17 protein-coding genes are annotated in these 17,716 nt (G+C 73.4%); 2 read left to right on the top strand and 15 right to left on the bottom strand.

Annotated features, from left to right (window positions below; genetic code table 11):
• Positions 1-29: 29 nt before the first annotated feature.
• From RCG67_RS03350 to RCG67_RS03380, 7 genes are all read right to left on the bottom strand, one after another.
• Complete coding sequence (locus RCG67_RS03350; protein ID WP_157571236.1) at positions 30-701, bottom strand: histidine phosphatase family protein; 672 nt, start codon at positions 699-701, stop codon at positions 30-32.
• 49 nt (positions 702-750) lie between these two features.
• Positions 751-1,014: a glutaredoxin family protein gene (locus RCG67_RS03355; RefSeq protein ID WP_058872429.1), complete on the bottom strand. Its 264-nt coding sequence runs from the start codon at positions 1,012-1,014 to the stop codon at positions 751-753.
• 96 nt (positions 1,015-1,110) lie between these two features.
• Complete coding sequence (locus RCG67_RS03360; RefSeq protein WP_005504750.1) at positions 1,111-1,209, bottom strand: 30S ribosomal protein bS22; 99 nt, start codon at positions 1,207-1,209, stop codon at positions 1,111-1,113.
• 164 nt (positions 1,210-1,373) lie between these two features.
• The gene (locus RCG67_RS03365; protein WP_058872428.1) at positions 1,374-2,195 is read right to left on the bottom strand and encodes a FadR/GntR family transcriptional regulator; all 822 of its coding nucleotides are present in this window, start codon (positions 2,193-2,195) and stop codon (positions 1,374-1,376) included.
• 113 nt (positions 2,196-2,308) lie between these two features.
• Complete coding sequence (gene gdhA / locus RCG67_RS03370; protein WP_058872427.1) at positions 2,309-3,649, bottom strand: NADP-specific glutamate dehydrogenase; 1,341 nt, start codon at positions 3,647-3,649, stop codon at positions 2,309-2,311.
• Positions 3,650-3,684: 35 nt separating this feature from the next.
• Complete coding sequence (locus RCG67_RS03375; protein ID WP_058872426.1) at positions 3,685-4,263, bottom strand: ArsR/SmtB family transcription factor; 579 nt, start codon at positions 4,261-4,263, stop codon at positions 3,685-3,687.
• A 110-nt stretch (positions 4,264-4,373) separates the two neighbouring features.
• Positions 4,374-5,585 carry an acetoin utilization protein AcuC gene (locus RCG67_RS03380; protein ID WP_368824827.1) on the bottom strand — a complete coding sequence of 404 codons (1,212 nt, stop codon included), beginning with the start codon at positions 5,583-5,585 and terminating at the stop codon, positions 4,374-4,376.
• Positions 5,586-5,764: 179 nt separating this feature from the next.
• Between RCG67_RS03380 and RCG67_RS03385 the strand changes: the two genes are divergently transcribed.
• Positions 5,765-7,168 (top strand): TrkH family potassium uptake protein, encoded by a 1,404-nt coding sequence (locus RCG67_RS03385; protein ID WP_058872626.1) that lies wholly within the window; start codon positions 5,765-5,767, stop codon positions 7,166-7,168.
• Positions 7,161-7,829, top strand: coding sequence for a potassium channel family protein (locus RCG67_RS03390; protein WP_017832491.1), 669 nt, complete (start codon positions 7,161-7,163; stop codon positions 7,827-7,829). The genes RCG67_RS03385 and RCG67_RS03390 overlap by 8 nt, the downstream gene beginning before the upstream one ends.
• Positions 7,830-7,853: 24 nt before the next feature.
• Here the strand turns inward: RCG67_RS03390 and proC are convergent, their stop codons facing one another.
• From proC to RCG67_RS03430, 8 genes are all read right to left on the bottom strand, one after another.
• Positions 7,854-8,687, bottom strand: coding sequence for a pyrroline-5-carboxylate reductase (gene proC, locus RCG67_RS03395; RefSeq protein WP_368824828.1), 834 nt, complete (start codon positions 8,685-8,687; stop codon positions 7,854-7,856).
• Positions 8,688-8,819: 132 nt separating this feature from the next.
• A complete protein-coding gene (locus tag RCG67_RS03400; protein WP_368824829.1) occupies positions 8,820-9,776 on the bottom strand; it encodes a sugar phosphate isomerase/epimerase family protein in 957 nt (318 codons plus the stop codon).
• Entirely contained in the window at positions 9,773-10,750 is a 978-nt protein-coding gene (locus tag RCG67_RS03405; protein ID WP_368824830.1) for a Ppx/GppA family phosphatase, read from the bottom strand. Before RCG67_RS03405 ends, RCG67_RS03400 begins: the two co-directional genes overlap by 4 nt.
• Before the next feature lie 46 nt (positions 10,751-10,796).
• Positions 10,797-13,622, bottom strand: a complete 2,826-nt coding sequence (topA, locus tag RCG67_RS03410) for a type I DNA topoisomerase (RefSeq protein ID WP_368824831.1) — start codon at positions 13,620-13,622, stop codon at positions 10,797-10,799.
• Positions 13,623-13,844: 222 nt separating this feature from the next.
• Complete coding sequence (locus RCG67_RS03415) at positions 13,845-14,282, bottom strand: pyridoxamine 5'-phosphate oxidase family protein (protein ID WP_058872421.1); 438 nt, start codon at positions 14,280-14,282, stop codon at positions 13,845-13,847.
• Between the two features lie 137 nt (positions 14,283-14,419).
• Complete coding sequence (locus RCG67_RS03420) at positions 14,420-16,078, bottom strand: DUF7059 domain-containing protein (protein ID WP_368824832.1); 1,659 nt, start codon at positions 16,076-16,078, stop codon at positions 14,420-14,422.
• Positions 16,075-17,139: an oxygen-dependent tRNA uridine(34) hydroxylase TrhO gene (gene trhO, locus RCG67_RS03425; protein ID WP_231738226.1), complete on the bottom strand. Its 1,065-nt coding sequence runs from the start codon at positions 17,137-17,139 to the stop codon at positions 16,075-16,077. Before trhO ends, RCG67_RS03420 begins: the two co-directional genes overlap by 4 nt.
• A gap of 65 nt (positions 17,140-17,204) precedes the next feature.
• On the bottom strand, positions 17,205-17,657 hold the full coding sequence (locus RCG67_RS03430; protein ID WP_231738225.1) for a pyridoxamine 5'-phosphate oxidase family protein: 453 nt from the start codon (positions 17,655-17,657) through the stop codon (positions 17,205-17,207).
• Between the last annotated feature and the right edge of the window lie 59 nt (positions 17,658-17,716).

Genomic DNA, 17,716 nt, shown 5'->3' on the forward strand with positions numbered 1-17,716 from the left:
GGGACGGGGAGGGCGGCGGCGCCCGGCCATTATGAACCGGGAAGCTGGTTGACCCCTGGGTAGAGGGCGGCTGCCGGCTCGGTGTAGACCACCCGGGGCGGGCGGCCGGCGTCGAGGTCGTCGAAGACGAGCGACGTGATGGAGGCGAGGTTGCACTGCCGCCGGCGGGGGTCGTGCGGCAGGGGACGCCCCTCGGCGGAGCGCCGGGTGAGCCAGATCGGCAGCTGGTGGGACACCAGCACGGCCTCGGCGCCGCTGCCGCCGCGCTCCACGGCGGTGCGCCCGGCGTCCAGCACGGCTTCCACCATGCGCGCGACCTGCTGCCGGTAGGGCTCGCCCCAGGACGGGCGCAGGGGGTTGCGCAGATGCGGCCAGTGCCGGGGCCTGAGCAGCTCGGGGACGTCCACGTGCAGGCCCTCGAAGTGGTTGTGGGCCTCGATGACGCGCTCGTCCGGGTGCACCGGCAGGTGCAGCTCCCGGGCCACGGGAGCGGCCGTCTCCCGCGCCCGCTGCAGCGGGGAGGAGACGAGGTGGACGATGTGCGAGCCGGTGTTCACGCGGCGGGCGAGCTCCGCGGCGGCGGCCTCCGCCATGCGCGCGCCCAGCTCCGTGAGGCCGTAGCTGGGCATCCTGCCGTAGACGATGCGGTCCGGGTTGAGGACCTGGCCGTGGCGCAGCAGATGGACCGTCGAGGAGGGCATGGCTCCCATGATCCCAGACCGGGCGCACGGGCCCCAAAACGGTGGCGGCTCAGCCGGCCAGGCGCTCGCGCAGCAGCCGGGCGAGGCGCCGCTCGTCGATCTGCCAGAAGTCGCGCGGGACGCCGTCGACGAGCACCACGGGGATCTCCTCGGCGTGCCGGCGGGCCAGCTCGGGGTCGGTGTCGACGTCGACCTCCGCCCAGCCCAGGCCCAGCGCGGAGGTGACCCGGCCCACGGACTCCCGGGCGGCCTCGCAGAGGTGGCACCCCGGGCGGGTGAGGAGGGTCACGGCGGGAGGCTGCGGAGGGGTCATGAGGCCATGCTACGACCCCGCCGGAGCGTCCCGGGAACGCACCGGGGCCGCCGTCCAGGAGTGGACGGCGGCCCCGGTGGCGCGCTCAGCGCAGGGTCACTTCTTGTTGCGGCGCTGGTGACGGGTCTTGCGGAGCAGCTTGCGGTGCTTCTTCTTGGACATCCGCTTGCGGCGCTTCTTGATCACTGAACCCATAGGATCCCTCGCATCTTCATGTCTCGGTGGTGGTCCCCGGGAGCTCCGCGCGACAGGCGGGAACCGGGGGTGCCGGCCTGCGGACGGTGACAGCCGGGCAAACGTTCACTGACACCCTACCGTCTCGGCGGGAAATTGCTGCATTCGGCCCGGCCGCGGACGCCTCAGGCGCTGCGGGGCACCTGCGCGGGGCCGCCGCCGGGCTCGTCCGCGGCGGGCTCCCGCGGCTCCGCCGCGGCGCCGGGCGGGTTGAGCTCGGCGGGCGCGTCCGGCGCGGGGCCCGGAGTGCGCTGCTCCTGGTCGGGGTCCACCCCGGCCTCCCGGTACTGGTACTCGATGTGCTCGGCCACCAGCCGGGACGCGAGCCGGCGGTCGCCGGCCGCCACGGCGGAGTAGATGGCGTGGTGCTCCGCGCGCAGCCGCTCGGAGGTGGTGCTCCACAGGGGCACGTGGCCCACGAGGGCCATCGTGTACTCGTAGATCGAGTCCCGCAGGGAGGACATCAGGGCCGAGACCACCGAGTTGCCGGCGGTCTTGCACAGTGCGATGTGGAAGCTCACCTCGAGGTGGTGGAACTCCTTGAGGGACAGGTCGTCCCGGGCCATCTGCTCGAGCAGCGCCCGCAGCTCGGCCATGGCCGGGTGCTCCGGGTCCGAGCGCTCCAGGGCCCACGTCTCGAGCAGCACCCGGGTCTCCACGATGTCCCGCAGCGGGTAGTCCGAGGTGGCCATGTGCAGCTGCAGCGCGGGACCCGCGGAGGCCGCCGGCTCCCGCACCAGCATGGGCAGGATCGACTTGCGCGGGCCGTCGAAGAGCCGCACGATGCCCTGGGCCTCCAGGGTCTTGAGCGCCTCCCGCATGGTGCTGCGGGACACGCGGTGGATGGCCGCGAGGTCGCGGTCCGAGGGCAGTTGTTGGCCCAGCACGAGATGGCCGTCGAACAGCTCGTTCTCCAGCCACTGCAGGACCTGCCGATGCGTTGCCATAGTCTCCAGGGTAGGACCACCGCGGCCCTCCGTGGGGCGATCGCGGGTCCGGACGTGTCGGAAGTGCGGTCCGCGGCCGGTCCGGGCCCCGTGGGACCCGGACCGGCCGGGGCTCAGATGAGGCCCTGCGCCATCATGGCGCCGGCCACCTTGACGAAGCCGGCGATGTTCGCGCCGGCCACGTAGTTGCCGGGCATGCCGTAGTCCTCGGCGGTCTCGGCGCACGTGTCGTGGATCGACTTCATGATCTGGCCGAGCCGCTCCTCCGTGTACTCGAAGGTCCACGAGTCGCGGGAGGCGTTCTGCTGCATCTCCAGCGCGGAGGTAGCCACACCACCGGCGTTGGCCGCCTTGCCCGGGCCGAAGAGCACGTCCGCCTCCTGGAACAGCCGGGTGGCCTCGCCGGTGGTGGGCATGTTGGCGCCCTCCGCCACGGCGAGCACGCCGTGCTCGAGCAGCTTCTTGGCGTGGGAGCCGTCCAGCTCGTTCTGGGTGGCGCACGGCAGGGCCACGGTGCCGGGGACGTCCCACACGGAGCCTTTCCCGATGAACCGGGCGCGTCCGCCGCGGCGCTCGGCGTACTCGGAGATCCGGCCGCGCTCGACCTCCTTGACCTCGCGGAGCAGGTCCAGCTCGATGCCGTCCGGGTCCACCACGTAGCCGCTGGAGTCCGAGGCGGTGACCACGGTGGCGCCGAGCTGCTGCGCGCGGTGGATCGCGAAGGTCGCCACGTTGCCCGAGCCGGAGACCAGCACGGTCTGTCCGTCGAAGGACTTCCCGCGGGTCCGCAGCATCTCCTCGGCGAACATCACGGTGCCGTACCCGGTGGCCTCGGTGCGCACCAGGGAACCGCCCCAGCTGAGGCCCTTGCCGGTGAGGACGCTGGACTCGTACCGGTTGGTGATGCGCTTGTACTGGCCGAACAGGTAGCCGATCTCGCGCCCGCCCACGCCGATGTCACCGGCGGGGACGTCGGTGTACTCGCCGATGTGGCGGTAGAGCTCGGTCATGAAGGACTGGCAGAAGCGCATGATCTCCGCGTCGGAGCGCCCGCTCGGGTCGAAGTCCGAGCCGCCCTTGCCGCCGCCGATGGGCATGCCCGTGAGGGCGTTCTTGAAGATCTGCTCGAAGCCCAGGAACTTCACGATGCCCAGGTACACGGACGGGTGGAAGCGCAGGCCGCCCTTGTAGGGCCCGAGCGCGGAGTTGAACTCCACGCGGAAACCGCGGTTGATGTGCACGCGGCCCTGGTCGTCGGTCCACGGGACGCGGAAGATGATCTGCCGCTCCGGCTCGCAGATCCGCTCGAGCACCGCGGCGTCGAGCAGTTCGGGGTGGCGCGCGACCACGGGCCCCAGGGAGTCGAAGACCTCGTCCACGGCCTGGTGGAACTCCACCTCTCCTGGATTGCGGGCGAGTACGGCCTGGCGGATCGGGTACAGGTCCTCGTGCATGGTGCTCCTCGTTCGGATCGGGTGGGCCGGACCGGTCACCGCCGCGGGTTCCTGGTGCGGCGGCGCAGGCCGGAGAGGCTGGACAGGATGTCCGCGGCGCGGGCCCCCGCCCCCCTGGTCGGGCGGGCGGGCCTGCCGGCGGACGGCTCCGGACCGCGCTCGACGGCCGGCTCCGCACCGGCCACGACGGCCGGCGCGGGAGCCGGCTCGGCGTCCGCGAAGCCGCTCCCGGGCGTCACCTCCGTGTCCCGCGCGGTCGTCCCGACCGCGTCGGCCCCGGCGGTCACGGCGACGCCGGCGGCCACCGCGGCGTCGTCCGGGGCGCGCGTCGGCGCGGCCGCCTCGCGGGCCGCCCCGCCCACGACCTCGTGGACCCATGCGGTGACCTCGGCCAGCGGCTCCGGCTGCACGGCGTAGAGACGTCGCTGCCCCTGTGCCTCCATGGACACCATACCGGCCTCGCGCAGGATCTTCAGATGCTTGGAGACGGTGGGCTGGGACACTCCCAGCTCGTCCACGAGGTCCCCCACGGGTCGTTCGCCGTCCTTGAGCGCGGTGAGGATCCCTCGCCTGGTCTTGTCGGCGATCACCGCGAACACGTCGTTGTTGCCCATCCGAACACTGTAAACGGGATGCCGTGCGGCTCCCGGCACCGGCACGTCCGCGCCGCCGCGACCGCCTGCGCGGTCGCTCCCGCGCCCGCCGGGGCCCGCGGGCGGCGCGCTCAGTCGAACCACGGATCCAGCCCCCACTGGGGGAAGACCTCCTTGCGGGTCGCCATGATGGTCCGGTCCGTCTCGTCGTTCGGGTCGAAGCCCACCTCCCAGGAGCGCCACCACAGGTCCACCTCGTCGCCCATGACCCGCGGCGCGTCGGCGCCGTAGCGTTCGCGCACGTACTCGCGCCACGGCTGCGGCACCGCGGTGCGCACGTCGATCGGGTGGCCCGCGGCGACGCCGACCAGGTGCGTCCAGGACCGGGGCACCACGTCGTAGCAGTTGTACCCGCCGCCGCCGGTGGCGATCCACCGGCCCTCGCACAGCTCGTGGGCCAGGCCGGCCACGGCCACGGCGGTCTGCCGCTGCGCGTCCACGCTGACCCGCAGGTGGGTGAGCTCGTCCGCGAAGTGGGAGTCGCAGCCGTGCTGGCTCACGATCACCTCGGGCCCGAACTGGCGCAGCAGGGGCGGGACCACGGCGTCGAACGCGCGCAGCCACATCGAGTCGTCGGAGGCCGTGGGCATCGCCACGTTGACGGAGTGCCCCTCGGCCTCCCCGCGGCCGGTCTCGTTGGCGAAGCCCGTGCCCGGGAACAGGGTCAGGCCCGTCTCGTGCAGCGAGACGGTGAGGACGCGTGGGTCGTCGTAGAAGATCGACTGCGTCCCGTCGCCGTGGTGGCCGTCGACGTCCACGTAGGCCACCCGCCGGACCCCCTGGTCGAGCAGGTGCTGGACCGCCACGGCGCAGTCGTTGTAGATGCAGAAGCCGCTGGCCTTCTCGGCGTGGGCGTGGTGCATCCCGCCCCCGAAGTTCACGGCGTGCACCACCTCCCCCGCGAGCACGGCCGCGGCCCCCTGGTAGGAGCCGCCCACGAGCCGGGCGCTCGCCTCGTGCACCCCCGGATAGGCGGGGGTGTCCTCGGTGCCGAGCCCGCACTCCGGGATCTCCACGGAGGGGTCGGCGCTGACGGCCCGGACCGAGTCCACGTAGTGCTGCGGGTGGACGAGGTTGAGGACCTCGTCCGGGGCCACCTCGGGCGCCTCCACGGTGACGTTGTCCCGCCGGTCGAGGCCGAACTCCTGGACCAGGCGGTAGGTGGCCTCGAGCCGCGTCGGGTGCATCGGGTGGTGGTCGCCGAAGTTGTACTCGAGCAGGGCGGGGTCCCAGAACAGTCGGGTGGGGTACGGGGCGCCGGGCCCGGGTGTAGCAGGAGTCACACCGATCATTAGACCACCCGGGACGCCGGACGGGGTCCCGGGGCCCGCCCGCGCCCGCCTATGTGTCGACACGCCCGCGCGCGACCGGCAGTGCGATACTGTCAGCGGTCGCGGCGGCCGCCGGGCCGCCCCGCCTCGCCCCGGCGGCCCGGACACCAGGAGGAGGACCCGTGAGCAACCTGCAGCGCGGTTCCTGGATCCGCCCGGAGGAGCGCGGCCGGTTCTGGCTGCTCACCTCGCTGCGCGACCTCGTGGACCGGATCGCGGCGTCCTCCCCGGCGCGGCTGGCGCTCATCGTCTTCGCCGTCGTGGTCGCCGCCTTCTCCCTGCTGCTGTGGCTGCCGGTCTCGTCCGCCCCCGGGATCGAGACGTCGCTGGAGGACGCCGTGTTCACGGCGACGTCGGCCGTCACCGTGACGGGCCTGACCACGGTCCCCACCGGTGCGAACTGGTCCTTCTTCGGGCAGTTCGTGATCATGGTCGCGATGCAGATCGGCGGGCTGGGAACCCTGACGATGACGTCGATCCTGGCGCTCGCCGTGGGCCGCAAGCTCGGTCTCCGCTCGCGGCTGCTGACGCAGGAGGCGCTCAACATCGGGCGGCTCGGCGAGGTCGGCTCGCTCCTGCAGATCATCGTGCTGACGTCCGTGAGCATCGAGGCGGTGCTCGCCGCCGTCCTCACGGTCGGCTTCCTCGTCGAGGGCGAGCCGTTCCTCCTGGCCCTGTGGCAGGGCGTCTTCTACGCGATCTCGGCGTTCAACAACGGCGGCTTCGTGCCCAACGAGGCCGGCCTCGGGCCCTACACCACGGCGTGGCTGATCGTCGTGCCCATCGCCCTCGGGGTGTTCATCGGCTCCCTGGGCTTCCCCGTGATCCTGGTGGTGCGGCAGGTCGGGCTGCGGTTCACCCGGTGGAATCTCAACACGAAGCTCACCGTGACGACCACGACGGCGCTGCTCGTGCTGGCCTGGATCATGTACACCGCGTTCGAGTGGTCCAACCCGGGGACACTGCGGGACCTCCCCGTGGGCGAGAAGATCTTCAACGGGTTCTTCTCCTCGGTCAACATGCGCTCCGGGGGCTTCGCCCTCGTGGACACCAACAGCGAGCTGCCGCAGACCCTGCTGATGACGGACGCCATGATGTTCGCGGGCGGCGGCTCGGCGTCCACGGCCGGCGGCATCAAGGTCACCACGCTCGCCGTCCTGTTCCTCGCGGTCCTGGCCGAGGCCCGCGGTGACCGGTCCGTCATCGCGTTCTACCGCACCATCCCCGAGGAGGCGTTGCGGATCGCGATCTCGGTCACCATGATGGGGGCCACGATCGTGCTGGTGGCCTGCGGGATCCTGCTGGCCGTCTCGGACGCGCCCCTGGACCGGGTGCTCTTCGAGGTGATCTCGGCCTACGCCACGTGCGGGCTGAGCGTGGGCCTGTCCGCGGAGCTTCCGCCGGAGGGCAAGTACGTGCTCGCGGCGACCATGTTCGTCGGGCGCATCGGCATCACCACCGTGGCCGCCGCCCTGGCGCTGCGCTCGCGCCGGCGCCTGTACAAGTACCCCGAGGAAAGGCCCATCATTGGCTGACCGTTCGTCCCACAGCGTCCCCGTGCTCGTGATCGGCCTCGGCCGCTTCGGCACGGCCACCGCGCTCCAGCTGGCCCGCCAGGGCCGGGAGGTCCTGGGCGTGGAGCGGGACGCCCAGCTCGTCCAGAAGCTCTCGGGGCAGCTCACGCACGTGGTCGAGGCCGAGGCCACCGACATCGACGCCCTGCGCCAGCTGGGGGCGGCCGAGTTCGACTCGGCCGTGGTGGGCGTCGGCACGTCCATCGAGTCGAGCGTGCTGATCACGGCGAACCTCGTGGACCTCGGCGTGAGCCGGATCTGGGCGAAGGCCATCACGCCCTCGCACGGCAAGATCCTCTCCCGCATCGGGGCGCACCACGTGATCTTCCCCGAGGCGGACGCGGGGCGGCGCACGGCGCACCTCGTCTCGGGCCGGCTGCTGGACTACATCGAGTTCGACGACGACTTCGCGATCGTCAAGATGTATCCGCCGCGGGAGGTGCAGGGCTTCACGCTGGGCGACTCCAACGTCCGCTCGAAGTACGGCGTGACCGTGGTGGGCGTGAAGTCCCCGGGCGAGGACTTCACCTACGCCCGCCCCGACACCAAGGTCACCTCGCGCGACCTGCTGATCGTCTCGGGGCACGTGGACCTGCTGGAGCGCTTCGCGGCCCGCCCCTGATCCCGGGGTCCCCGCGGCGCCGGCTCAGTCGCTGAACTCGCGCGTGAGCTCCGCCGAGCGGTCCGCGGAGGCGCGGGCGGCGGAGGCGACGAGGTCCTCGAAACCGTTCTCCTGGAAGGTCGTGATGGCCCGGTCCGTGGTGCCCTTGGGGCTGGTGACCGCCTTGCGCAGGGCCGCGGGGTCGGCCTCCGCGGGGCGCAGCAGCTCCCCGGCCCCGGAGACGGTCTCCTTCGCGAGGACCCGGGCCACGTCCGGCGACAGCCCCATCCGCTCCCCCGCGTGCTGCATGGCCTCGGCCAGCAGGAACACGTAGGCGGGCCCGGAGCCCGAGACCCCGGTCACGGCGTCCACCTGCTCCTCGGGGACCTCGACCACGGTGCCCACGGCTTCGAGCACCCGGCGCACGGCCTCCGTCTGCTCCGGGGCGGTGGCGCTGCCCGGGGTCACCGAGACGACCCCGCGGCCCACGCTGGAGGGCGTGTTCGGCATCGTGCGCACCACCGGCTGGCCGGCGGGGAGGGCGCGCTCAAGGGCGCCGACGGAGATCCCCGCGGCCACCGACGCCACGACCGTGCCGGGGCGCAGCGCGGGGGCGATCTCGCGGGCGAGCTCGAGGATGCCGACGGGCTTCACCCCGAGCAGCACGACGTCCGCCTCCTGCGCGGCCCGCCGGTTCGCCTCGGGGTCCTCCCCGGTGACGTAGGGCCGCACGCCCGTCTCGTCCTCGAGCCGGCGCGCGCTCTCCGCGGAGCGGACGGTGGCCCGGACCCGGTCGACGGGCACGCCGGAGGCCAGCACCCCCCGCAGGATGGATCCGTTCATGGAGCCGCAGCCCAGGAAGGCGAGCACAGGAGTCATGGTCGGTGAGGTCCTCTCATCGGTGGCAGTGGAACGGTGGAACGGGAACGGTCGGACTGGAACGGTGGCACGGGAGCGGTCGGGCGCGGCGCGGGCGGGGCGGTGGGCTCGGGCCGGCGCGCGCTCCGGGAGTCAGCCGTCGCCGACCCCGGTGGCCTCGGCGCTGTCGGCACCGGCAGGGCCCCCGGTGCCGCCCGAGCTCCCGGTGCCGCCGGGCTCGGCAGTGCCGCCGGGCTCAGCAGTGCTGCCGGGCTCGGCGGAGCTGTCGGCGTCGTCGGACAGGCTCGTGTGCCGGCGGGCGAACTCGAGGGACGCCGCGAGCCACTGGGTGCGCTCCTCGGGGCTCTTCGAGCGGCGGGTCGAGACCTCGACCCCGATGATGCCCTGCCACCGGGTGGAGGCGAGGTACCGGAGGGACTCGGCGACCGGCTGGACGCCGTGGCCGGGGAGCAGGTGCTCGTCGGTCGTGGTCTCGCCCGAGCCGTCGGTCAGGTGCACGTGGCCGAGCCGGGGGCCCAGCTCCTGGATGGCGGCCAGGGAGTCCATCCGGGCGGTCGCGGCGTGCGAGAAGTCCCACGTCACCCAGTCGTAGTCCTGGCCCAGCGGGCTGTAGTGGGGGGCGTAGACCACGGTGTCGCGGCCGCGGACCCGCCAGGGGTACATGTTCTCCACGGAGATCTTCACGCCCGTGGCCTGGGAGACCACCCGCACGCCCTCCACGAAGTTCGCGGCGTACCGGCGCTGCCAGCGGAAGGGCGGGTGGACCACGACGACCTCCGCGCCCACCTGCTCGGTGAGGGCGGCGGCCATCTGGATCTTGGTCCAGGACTTGCCCCACACCTGCTGGGTGAGCAGCAGGGTGGGCGCGTGGATGGTCGAGATGGGGAGCTGGTGGCGCTGCACGAGGTCCTGCAGCTGGTGGGTGAGCTGGCTCATCCGCTCGTGCGTGACGAGCACCTCCACGCTGTCGTAGCCCAGCTCCACGGCGGCCTCGAAGGTCTCCGGGACCCCGAGCGGATAGAGGGAGCTGGTGGACAGCGCCACGTGGGGGCGGTACGGCTCCGCGGCGGGGCCCGGCTGCTCGCTCATGCCGCACCCACCAGGTGCCGGGGGTCCACGGTGCGGACGTCGGAGTGGCTGTTCAGCTGGTCCAGCCGGCGCAGGATCAGACCCTCGCGCAGCGCCCACGGGCAGATCCGGATCGAGTCGACGCCGTAGGCGTCCATGGCCGACTCGGCCACCACGGCTCCGGCGAGGATCTGCGCGGCCCTGATGGCGGAGACGCCCGGGAGCTCGGCGCGCTCGTCGGGGGACATGGCCTCCATCCGGCGGGCCCACAGCCGCAAGTCCTCGAGGTGGAGGGTGCGGGGCACGTAGGGGCCCATCGCATACGGTGCGGCCCCGCAGATCCGCGCCAGGGAACGGAACGTCTTGGACGTGCCGGCCACGCAGGTGGGCTCCCCCGCGGCGCGGACCTTCTCGACGGCGGGCTTGAGCTCCTGGCGCACGTGCTTGCGCAGCGCCTTCATCTCCTTGGGGGTCGCGAGGTCGCCGGCGATGAACGTGCGGGTGAGACGCCCCGCGCCCAGCGGCACGGACGTCGCCACGGTGGGCAGCGCGTTGTCGCCCAGGGCCATCTCGAAGGACCCGCCCCCGATGTCGAGGTCCAGGACGGTCCCCGCGCCCCAGCCGAACCAGCGGCGCACCGCGAAGAACGTGACGGCCGCCTCCTGGTCCCCGGCCAGCTCCGTGAGGGTGACGCCGGAGCGGGACTGCACGTGGTCCAGCACCTCCGCCCCGTTGCCGGCCTCGCGGATCGCGGAGGTCGCGAACGCCAGGAAGTCCTCGGCCCGGTTGTCCACGGCGAAGTCCCGGGCCTCGATCACGAACGCCGTGAGGGCGTCCCGGCCGGCGTCGGAGATGCGGCCGTCCGCGTCGAGGTACTGCACGAGCCGCAGGCCGAGCTTGTGGGACGCGTACGGCTCGGGCCGGGAGCCCGGGTAGACGTCGAGCAGGAGGAGGTGGACGGTGTTCGACCCCACGTCGAGGACTCCGAGACGCATGCCGTGGTGCTCCTTCGAGTTCCGTGTCCGCCCCGCGCGGGACGGCTCAGCCCTTGGACCCGGCGCGGGCGGGCTTGGCCGCCGCGGGCTTCTTGGCCGTGCTCTTCTTCGTGCCGGTCCTCGTCGTGCCCTTGGCCGAGGACCGCGCCGTCTTCTTCGGGGCGGGGCCCTGGGCGCGCTTCTCCGCGAGCAGCTGGCTCGCGCGCGCCGGGGTGATCTGCTCCACCGTCTCACCGCGCGGAACCGTCACGTTGGTCTCCCCGTCGGTGATGTACGGGCCGAAGCGACCGTCCTTGATCACCATGGGCCGCTCCGTGATCTGGTCGGTGCCCAGGTCCGCGAGCGGCGGCTTCGCGGTGCCGCGGCCGCGCTGCTTCGGCTGGGCGTAGATCTTCAGGGCCTCGTCGAGGGTGACCGTGAACAGCTGCTCCTCGGACTGCAGCGAGCGCGAGTCGCCGCCCTTCTTGAGGTAGGGGCCGAACCGGCCGTTCTGCACCGTGATCTCGTTGCCCTCGGCGTCCGTGCCCAGCGTGCGCGGCAGGGACAGGATCTTGAGGGCGTCCTCGAGGGTCACGTCCTGCAGGGTCATCGTGGAGAGCAGGGACCCCGTGCGGGGCTTCTCCTTGACCGGCTTCTTCGGGGGCTTGGGCTTGCCGTTCTTGTAGTACTCGACGGGCTGGGCCGCGAGCTCCTCGGCGGTGGGCTCGGGGATCACCTCGGTGACGTAGGGCCCGTAGCGGCCGTCCTTGGCCACGATGGTGCGCCCGGTCACGGGGTCGCGGCCGAGTTCGCGGCCGTCGGCCTTGCCGGTCTCGATGAGCTCGCGGGCCTTGTCGGGCGTGAGCTCGTCGGGGGCGAGGTCCTCCGGCACGTTGGCCCGGACCGGGTCGGTGAGCTCCCCGGTCTCCGGGTCCAGGGTCCCGGCCACCTCGAGGTAGGGGCCGAACTTGCCGACCCGCAGGGTGATGTCCTCGGTCACGGGGATCGAGTTCACGGCGCGCGCGTCGATCTCGCCGAGGTCGTCGACGATGGGCTTGAGCCCGTTCTCGTGGCCCTGGGAGCCGAAGTAGAAGTCCTGCAGCCAGTCGGTGCTGTCCTCCTCGCCGCGGGCGATCCGGTCGAGGCCCTCCTCCATCTCCGCCGTGAAGTCGTAGTCCACGTAGTCGGAGAAGTGCTCCTCGAGCAGGCGCACCACGGAGAACGCGGTCCACGAGGGGATGAGCGCGGAGCCCCGCACCCGGACGTAGCCGCGGTCCATGATCGTCGAGATGACGGCCGCGTAGGTCGAGGGCCGGCCGATGCCGAGCTCGTCGAGGACCTTGACCAGGGACGCCTCGGTGTAGCGGGGCGGGGGCGAGGTGCGGTGCCCGTCCGCCTCGACGTCGGTGGCGTCCAGGCGGTCGCCCTCCGCCATCCGCGGGAGCCGCTTGTCCCCGTCCTTGCCGCCGTCCTTGTCGGTGGCGGGGTCCTCGTCCCGGCCCTCCTCGTAGGCGGCCAGGAAGCCGCGGAAGGTGATGACGGTGCCGGACGCGGAGAACTCGGCGTCCCGGCCGGTGGACGAGGTCGCCCCGAGCCGCACGGTCGCCGTCGAGCCCTTGGCGTCGGCCATCTGGGAGGCCACGGTGCGCTTCCAGATCAGCTCGTAGAGCCGGTAGGCGTCCGCGGAGAGCTCGCCGCGGACCTGGTTGGGGGTGCGGAAGGAGTCCCCGGCGGGGCGCACGGCCTCGTGCGCCTCCTGCGCGTTCTTCGACTTGGAGCTGTAGAGCCGCGGGGAGCCGGGCACGAAGTCCGCGCCGTAGAGCTCCGTGGCCTGGCGCCGGGCGGCCGTGACCGCCTGGTCCGACAGCGCCACGGAGTCGGTGCGCATGTAGGTGATGTAGCCGTTCTCGTACAGCTTCTGCGCCACCTGCATGGTGGTCCGGGACGTGAAGCGCAGCTTGCGCGCCGCCTCCTGCTGCAGCGTGGAGGTGGTGAACGGCGCGGCCGGGCGGCGGGTGTAGGGCTTGGTCTCCAGCGACCGGACCGTGAACGCCGCGTCCTCGAGGCCGGCGGCCAGCTCGCGGGCGGCCTGCTCGTCGAGGTGCGCGAGCTTGTCGACGGCGCCCTTGAGCACGCCGTCGTCGCCGAAGTCGCGGCCCCCAGCCACCCGCTTGCCGTCCACGGAGGAGAGCCGGGCGCTGAAGGCGGTGCCGGCGTCCTCGCCGGCGGTGCGGGCGAAGGTCCCGCTGAGGTCCCAGTAGTCGGCGGGCACGAAGGCCATGCGCTGCCGCTCCCGCTCCACCACCAGGCGCGTGGCTACGGACTGCACGCGCCCTGCGGACAGGCCGGAGGCGATCTTGCGCCACAGCACCGGGGAGATCTCGTAGCCGTAGAGCCGGTCCAGGATGCGCCGGGTCTCCTGCGCGTCGACCAGGTCCTGGTCGAGCTCGCGCAGCTCGCCGAAGGCCCGCTCGATGGCCTCGCGGGTGATCTCGGGGAAGGTGAGCCGGTAGACGGGGACCTTGGGCTTGAGCACCTCCAGGAGGTGCCACGCGATCGCCTCCCCCTCGCGGTCGCCGTCGGTGGCGAGGTAGAGGGCGTCGGCGTCCTTGAGCTTGCGCCGGAGCTCGGTGACCTTCTTCTTCTTGTCCGGGTTGACCACGTAGTACGGCTCGAAGCCGTGCTCCACGTCCACCGCGAACTTGCCGTAGGGCCCCTTCTTGAGCTCCGCCGGCAGCTCCGAGGGCTGCGGGAGATCACGGATGTGCCCCATCGAGGACTCGACCTCGTAGGCGTCGCCGAGGTACCCGGCGATGGTCTTGACCTTCGAGGGGGACTCCACGATGAGCAGGCTCTTGCCCGTTCCGGGGCTCTGGGTGGCCTTCGTTGGCACGGTACTCCTTGCTGCGCTCCGCGGTGCCGCGGGCCGCGGCGCTGCTGGACGTCGGGTCGAACGGGCGGGCGTCGGCCCGCCGTTGCGCTCCACCATAACGCCTCACCGCCGTCGGTCCCCGCCCGGTGGCCCGGCCGGGGGCCGCGGCGGCTCCCGGACCGGGCGCCCGGCCGCCCGGGGCCCGGACGGCTCCGATCGGCCGGGCCGCGGCCGGGGCCGCGCTCAGGAGGGGTAGCGCTCGGGCTCGGCGCCGATCGTGAACTCGCGGCCGGTGGCGGTCTCCACGTCGATGACCACGAAGTTGTACTTGAGCGTGGGCGCCCACGGCTTCAGCGGCAGCTCCTCCGCGGCGTCCACCTCGGCACGGGTCTCGAGCCGCCGGGCCCGCCCGTGCACCACCACGGAGCGCACGACGTCGTCCTCCGAGACCTCGTCGATCTCGAACGCCACCTGGTCGTTGACGATCAGGCTCGAGAGCTTGGAGCCCTGGGCGGTGCGGAAGTACAGCTTGTGCTGGTGCACCACGTAGTTCACGGGGAAGATGTCCACGAGTCCGGCCGCCTCGACGGCGAGCCGCCCGAACGGGTGCTTCTCGAGGAGCTGCCAGACGGCGTCCTTGTCGAGGGTCTTGATGGGGCTCAGGTTGTCTCCGATGCTCATGCCCCCATCCTTCCACCCCGGCGGCCGCGGCGCCGCCTGCTCATCCGCCCACAGCTCCTGCGCCCGCGACGCGGCCCACGACCCCGACCGCCCCGGCACCGCCCGGGACGCCGTTGGGAGCGGCCCGGCACGGCCGCTCACGCCGGGGACGGCACCGGTTCCTGCGGCACGAGGAAGCCGTCGAGCACGAGGTGGCGGACCTCCTCGGTCAGCCGCTGCCGCTCCTCGCCGGCCCAGTCCAGCAGGGCGGCGAGCGCCCCGAGGATCTGCCGGGCGCTCAGCTCGCCGTCGCACGCCCCGGCGAAGCCGGCGGCCTCGCTCGAGAGCACCACGGTCCGGCGCAGCCCGGCCCCCTGCCGGAGCAGGATCACGCCGGGGTGCTCCGCGCCGGGACGCTGGTGGCGCTCCTCGGTGACGTCCTCGGGGGCCACGAGCCGGGCGTCGAGCCAGTCCTGCGGGTGCGTCGCGAGCCAGTCGGCCCGCTCCCACGCGGCGGCGAGCGCCGGGGCCAGCGGCTGCTGGACCGGGTGGGGGACGTGCTCGAAGCGGCGGAGCACGTCCCCGGGGCGGGACGGGGCCGGGCGGCGGAGGCGGATCATCCCGAAGCCCACGGCCTCGACGCCGCGGGCGGCGAAGTCGTCGAGGTAGGCGCGGTAGGCGCGCTCGTAGTGCTCGAGGTCGCGGGACTCCGCCGCGTCCCGCAGCCACGTCTCGGCGTACTCCTCCGGGGTGGCCAGCTCCCGCTGGACGAACCACGCGTCCACGCCTCCGGGAACCCACTGCTCGGGCCGCAGCGCCCAGCGCTCGGCGGCCGGGCGCGCGTCCCCCGGCGGCGGGGCGAGCACCTCCCAGTTGCCGAGCAGGTGGGCCGTGGCCCCGGGGGCCATGACCGCGGGGAGCTCGCGCACGAGGTCGGCCACGATCCGGTCCCCCGGCAGGCCGCCGTCCCGGTAGGTGTAGCGGTCCTGCGGGGCCTCCCCGGCGGGCCGCGGGGTGATCACGAACGGCGGGTTGGACACCACGAGGTCGAACTGCTCGCCGCGCACGGGCTCGAGCAGGGAGCCCGCGCGCAGGCTCACCCGGTCCTCCAGCCGGCCGGGGTCGATGCCGAGGGCCGCCGCGTTGAGCAGCAGGTTGAACCGGGTGAAGCCCAGCGCCCGGTCCGAGACGTCGGTCGCGGTGACGTGCCCCGCGTGCGCCAGGAGGTGGAACGCCTGGATGCCGCAGCCGGTCCCCAGGTCCAGCGCCCGGTCCACCCGGCGGCGGTCGGTGGTCTGGGCCAGCGTCAGGGACGCCTGCCCGATGCCCAGCACGTGGTCCCGGCGCAGCGCACCGGGGCGCTGGGACTCGCCCAGGTCGCTCGCGACGTACAGCTCCGTCCCGTCGTCGGAGGCGTGGGGGCGCAGGTCCACGGTGGAGCGCAGCCCGCCCGCCGTCTCCTCCGCGAGGCCCAGGCCCACGAGCTGTTCGGGACGCACCGGGGCGGGCTCGAGCGTCTCCGCGGGGACGGTGCGCCCCAGCAGGAAGAGGGTGGTGATCCCGGCGAGCGCCCGGTCCGGGTGCCCCGGCGTGCGGAGGGCCGGCTCGAGCACCCGCAGGGCGGGCACCGCCTGGTCCCGCGCGAGCGCGTCCATGGCCGCCTCCCCCAGCAGCTCCGCCACGCGGTCGTGGGTGAAGCCCGTGCGGCGGAGGGCGTCGTGCAGGGCGGCCGGTGCCCGCGGGTCGTCGGAGACGGGGGTGCCCGGGACCCGGGAGAAGGCTGGCGCCGCGGAGGGACCGGGTGCGGCGGGGCTCATGCGGCGCTCGTCGGCACGGGCACGGGTGCCGGGGCGGCCCCCGAGGCGACCGGGGCGCCGTCGTCGGGTGAGAGCGCCGGGACCGGCAGGGAGGCGGCCGGCGCGCCGCCGCCGGGCACGGGTGCCGGGGCGGCCCCCGAGGCGACCGGGGCGCCGTCGTCGGGTGCGGGGCGCGGGGCGGTCCCGCACCCCGCGGGGCACGTGAGCTGCGGGTGCTCCTCGTGGCAGGCCGGGCACGCGAGGACGAGGGCGCGGCAGGACGCGTCCGCGCAGTTGACGAAGCGGTTCGCGGGGCCGGCGCACCGGTCGCAGCGCCCGATCGTGACCGCGGCCGGGGTGAACGGCACGTGCATCCGCCGGTCGAAGACGTAGAGGGAGCCCTCCCACAGCCCCCGGTCCCCGCGCTCGCGCCCGTACGCGGCGATGCCGCCGTCGAGCTGGTAGACCTCCTCGAAGCCGCGGTCGCGCATCAGCGCGGAGAGCACCTCGCAGCGGATCCCGCCGGTGCAGTAGGTGACCACGGGCCGGGTCCTCAGGTGGTCGTACTTCCCGGAGTCCAGCTCGGCCACGAAGTCGCGGGTGTGCGCCACGTCCGGGACCACGGCCCCGCGGAAGCGCCCGATCCGCGCCTCGTGGGCGTTGCGGCCGTCGAAGAACACGACGTCCTCGCCCCGGCGGGCCACGAGCTCGTCCACCTCGGCGGGGGCCAGGCGGGTGCCGCCGCCCACGACGCCGTGCTCGTCGACCCGGAGCTCGCCCGGCGCGCCGAAGGACACGAGCTCGTCGCGGACCTTGACCGACAGCCGCGGGAAGTCCTCGGCCGAGCCGTCCGACCACGTGAACACCGTGTCCCGGAAGCCGGGATAGGAGCGGGTGGCCCGGGTGTACTGCTTGAGCGCCCCGACCTCACCGCCCACGGTGGCGTTGAGCCCGTGCGGGGACACGATGATCCGGCCGCGCAGGCCCAGGCCCGCGCACAGGGCGCGCTGCCAGAGCATCACGGCCGTGGGGTCGGGGAGCGGGACGAAGACGTAGTGCAGGACGATCCGGTGCTGTGCCACGGGTCCAGGCTACAAGCGCGGCGGGACCCCCGGCGCCGGGCCGGACCCCGGTCCGCGGTGCGGGGTCAGTGGCCCAGGTGGAACACGCGGCCGGTGACCTTCGTGGGGACCACCTCGACGTACTCGAGCTTGGTGGTCTCCAGCCACGGCCGCAGCGGCAGCTCGTCAACCCGGGCGGTCTCCTCCGGATCGGTCAGCTGGCGGGCCGTGCCGCGCACGATCACGGACCACGCCTCCCCGCCCTGCGCCTGGTCGACCTGCACGGCCACGTGCTCGTTGAGCACCAGGTGCAGCAGCTTGGTGCCCTTGGCCGTGCGGAAGTAGATCTTCCCGTCGTCGGCCACGAGGTTGATCGGGGTGATCTCGATCTCGTCGCCGTCCATGGTGGCGATCCGGCCGAAGCGGGCGCTGTAGAGGTGCTCCCAGCACTGCTCCGGGGACAGCTCCGTGACCGGGGGCCGGTGCGCGCGGGCCTCCTTGTCGGGGTTGCGCCCGGAGATGTTCATGGGGTTGCTCATGCGGTCATTCTGGCACGCGGGCCCCACGGCGGTGACCCGTGTCCTGAACGTGACCGGCG

It is taken from the genome of Kocuria cellulosilytica, assembly GCF_040981245.1.
Lineage (GTDB): Bacteria > Actinomycetota > Actinomycetes > Actinomycetales > Micrococcaceae > Kocuria > Kocuria cellulosilytica.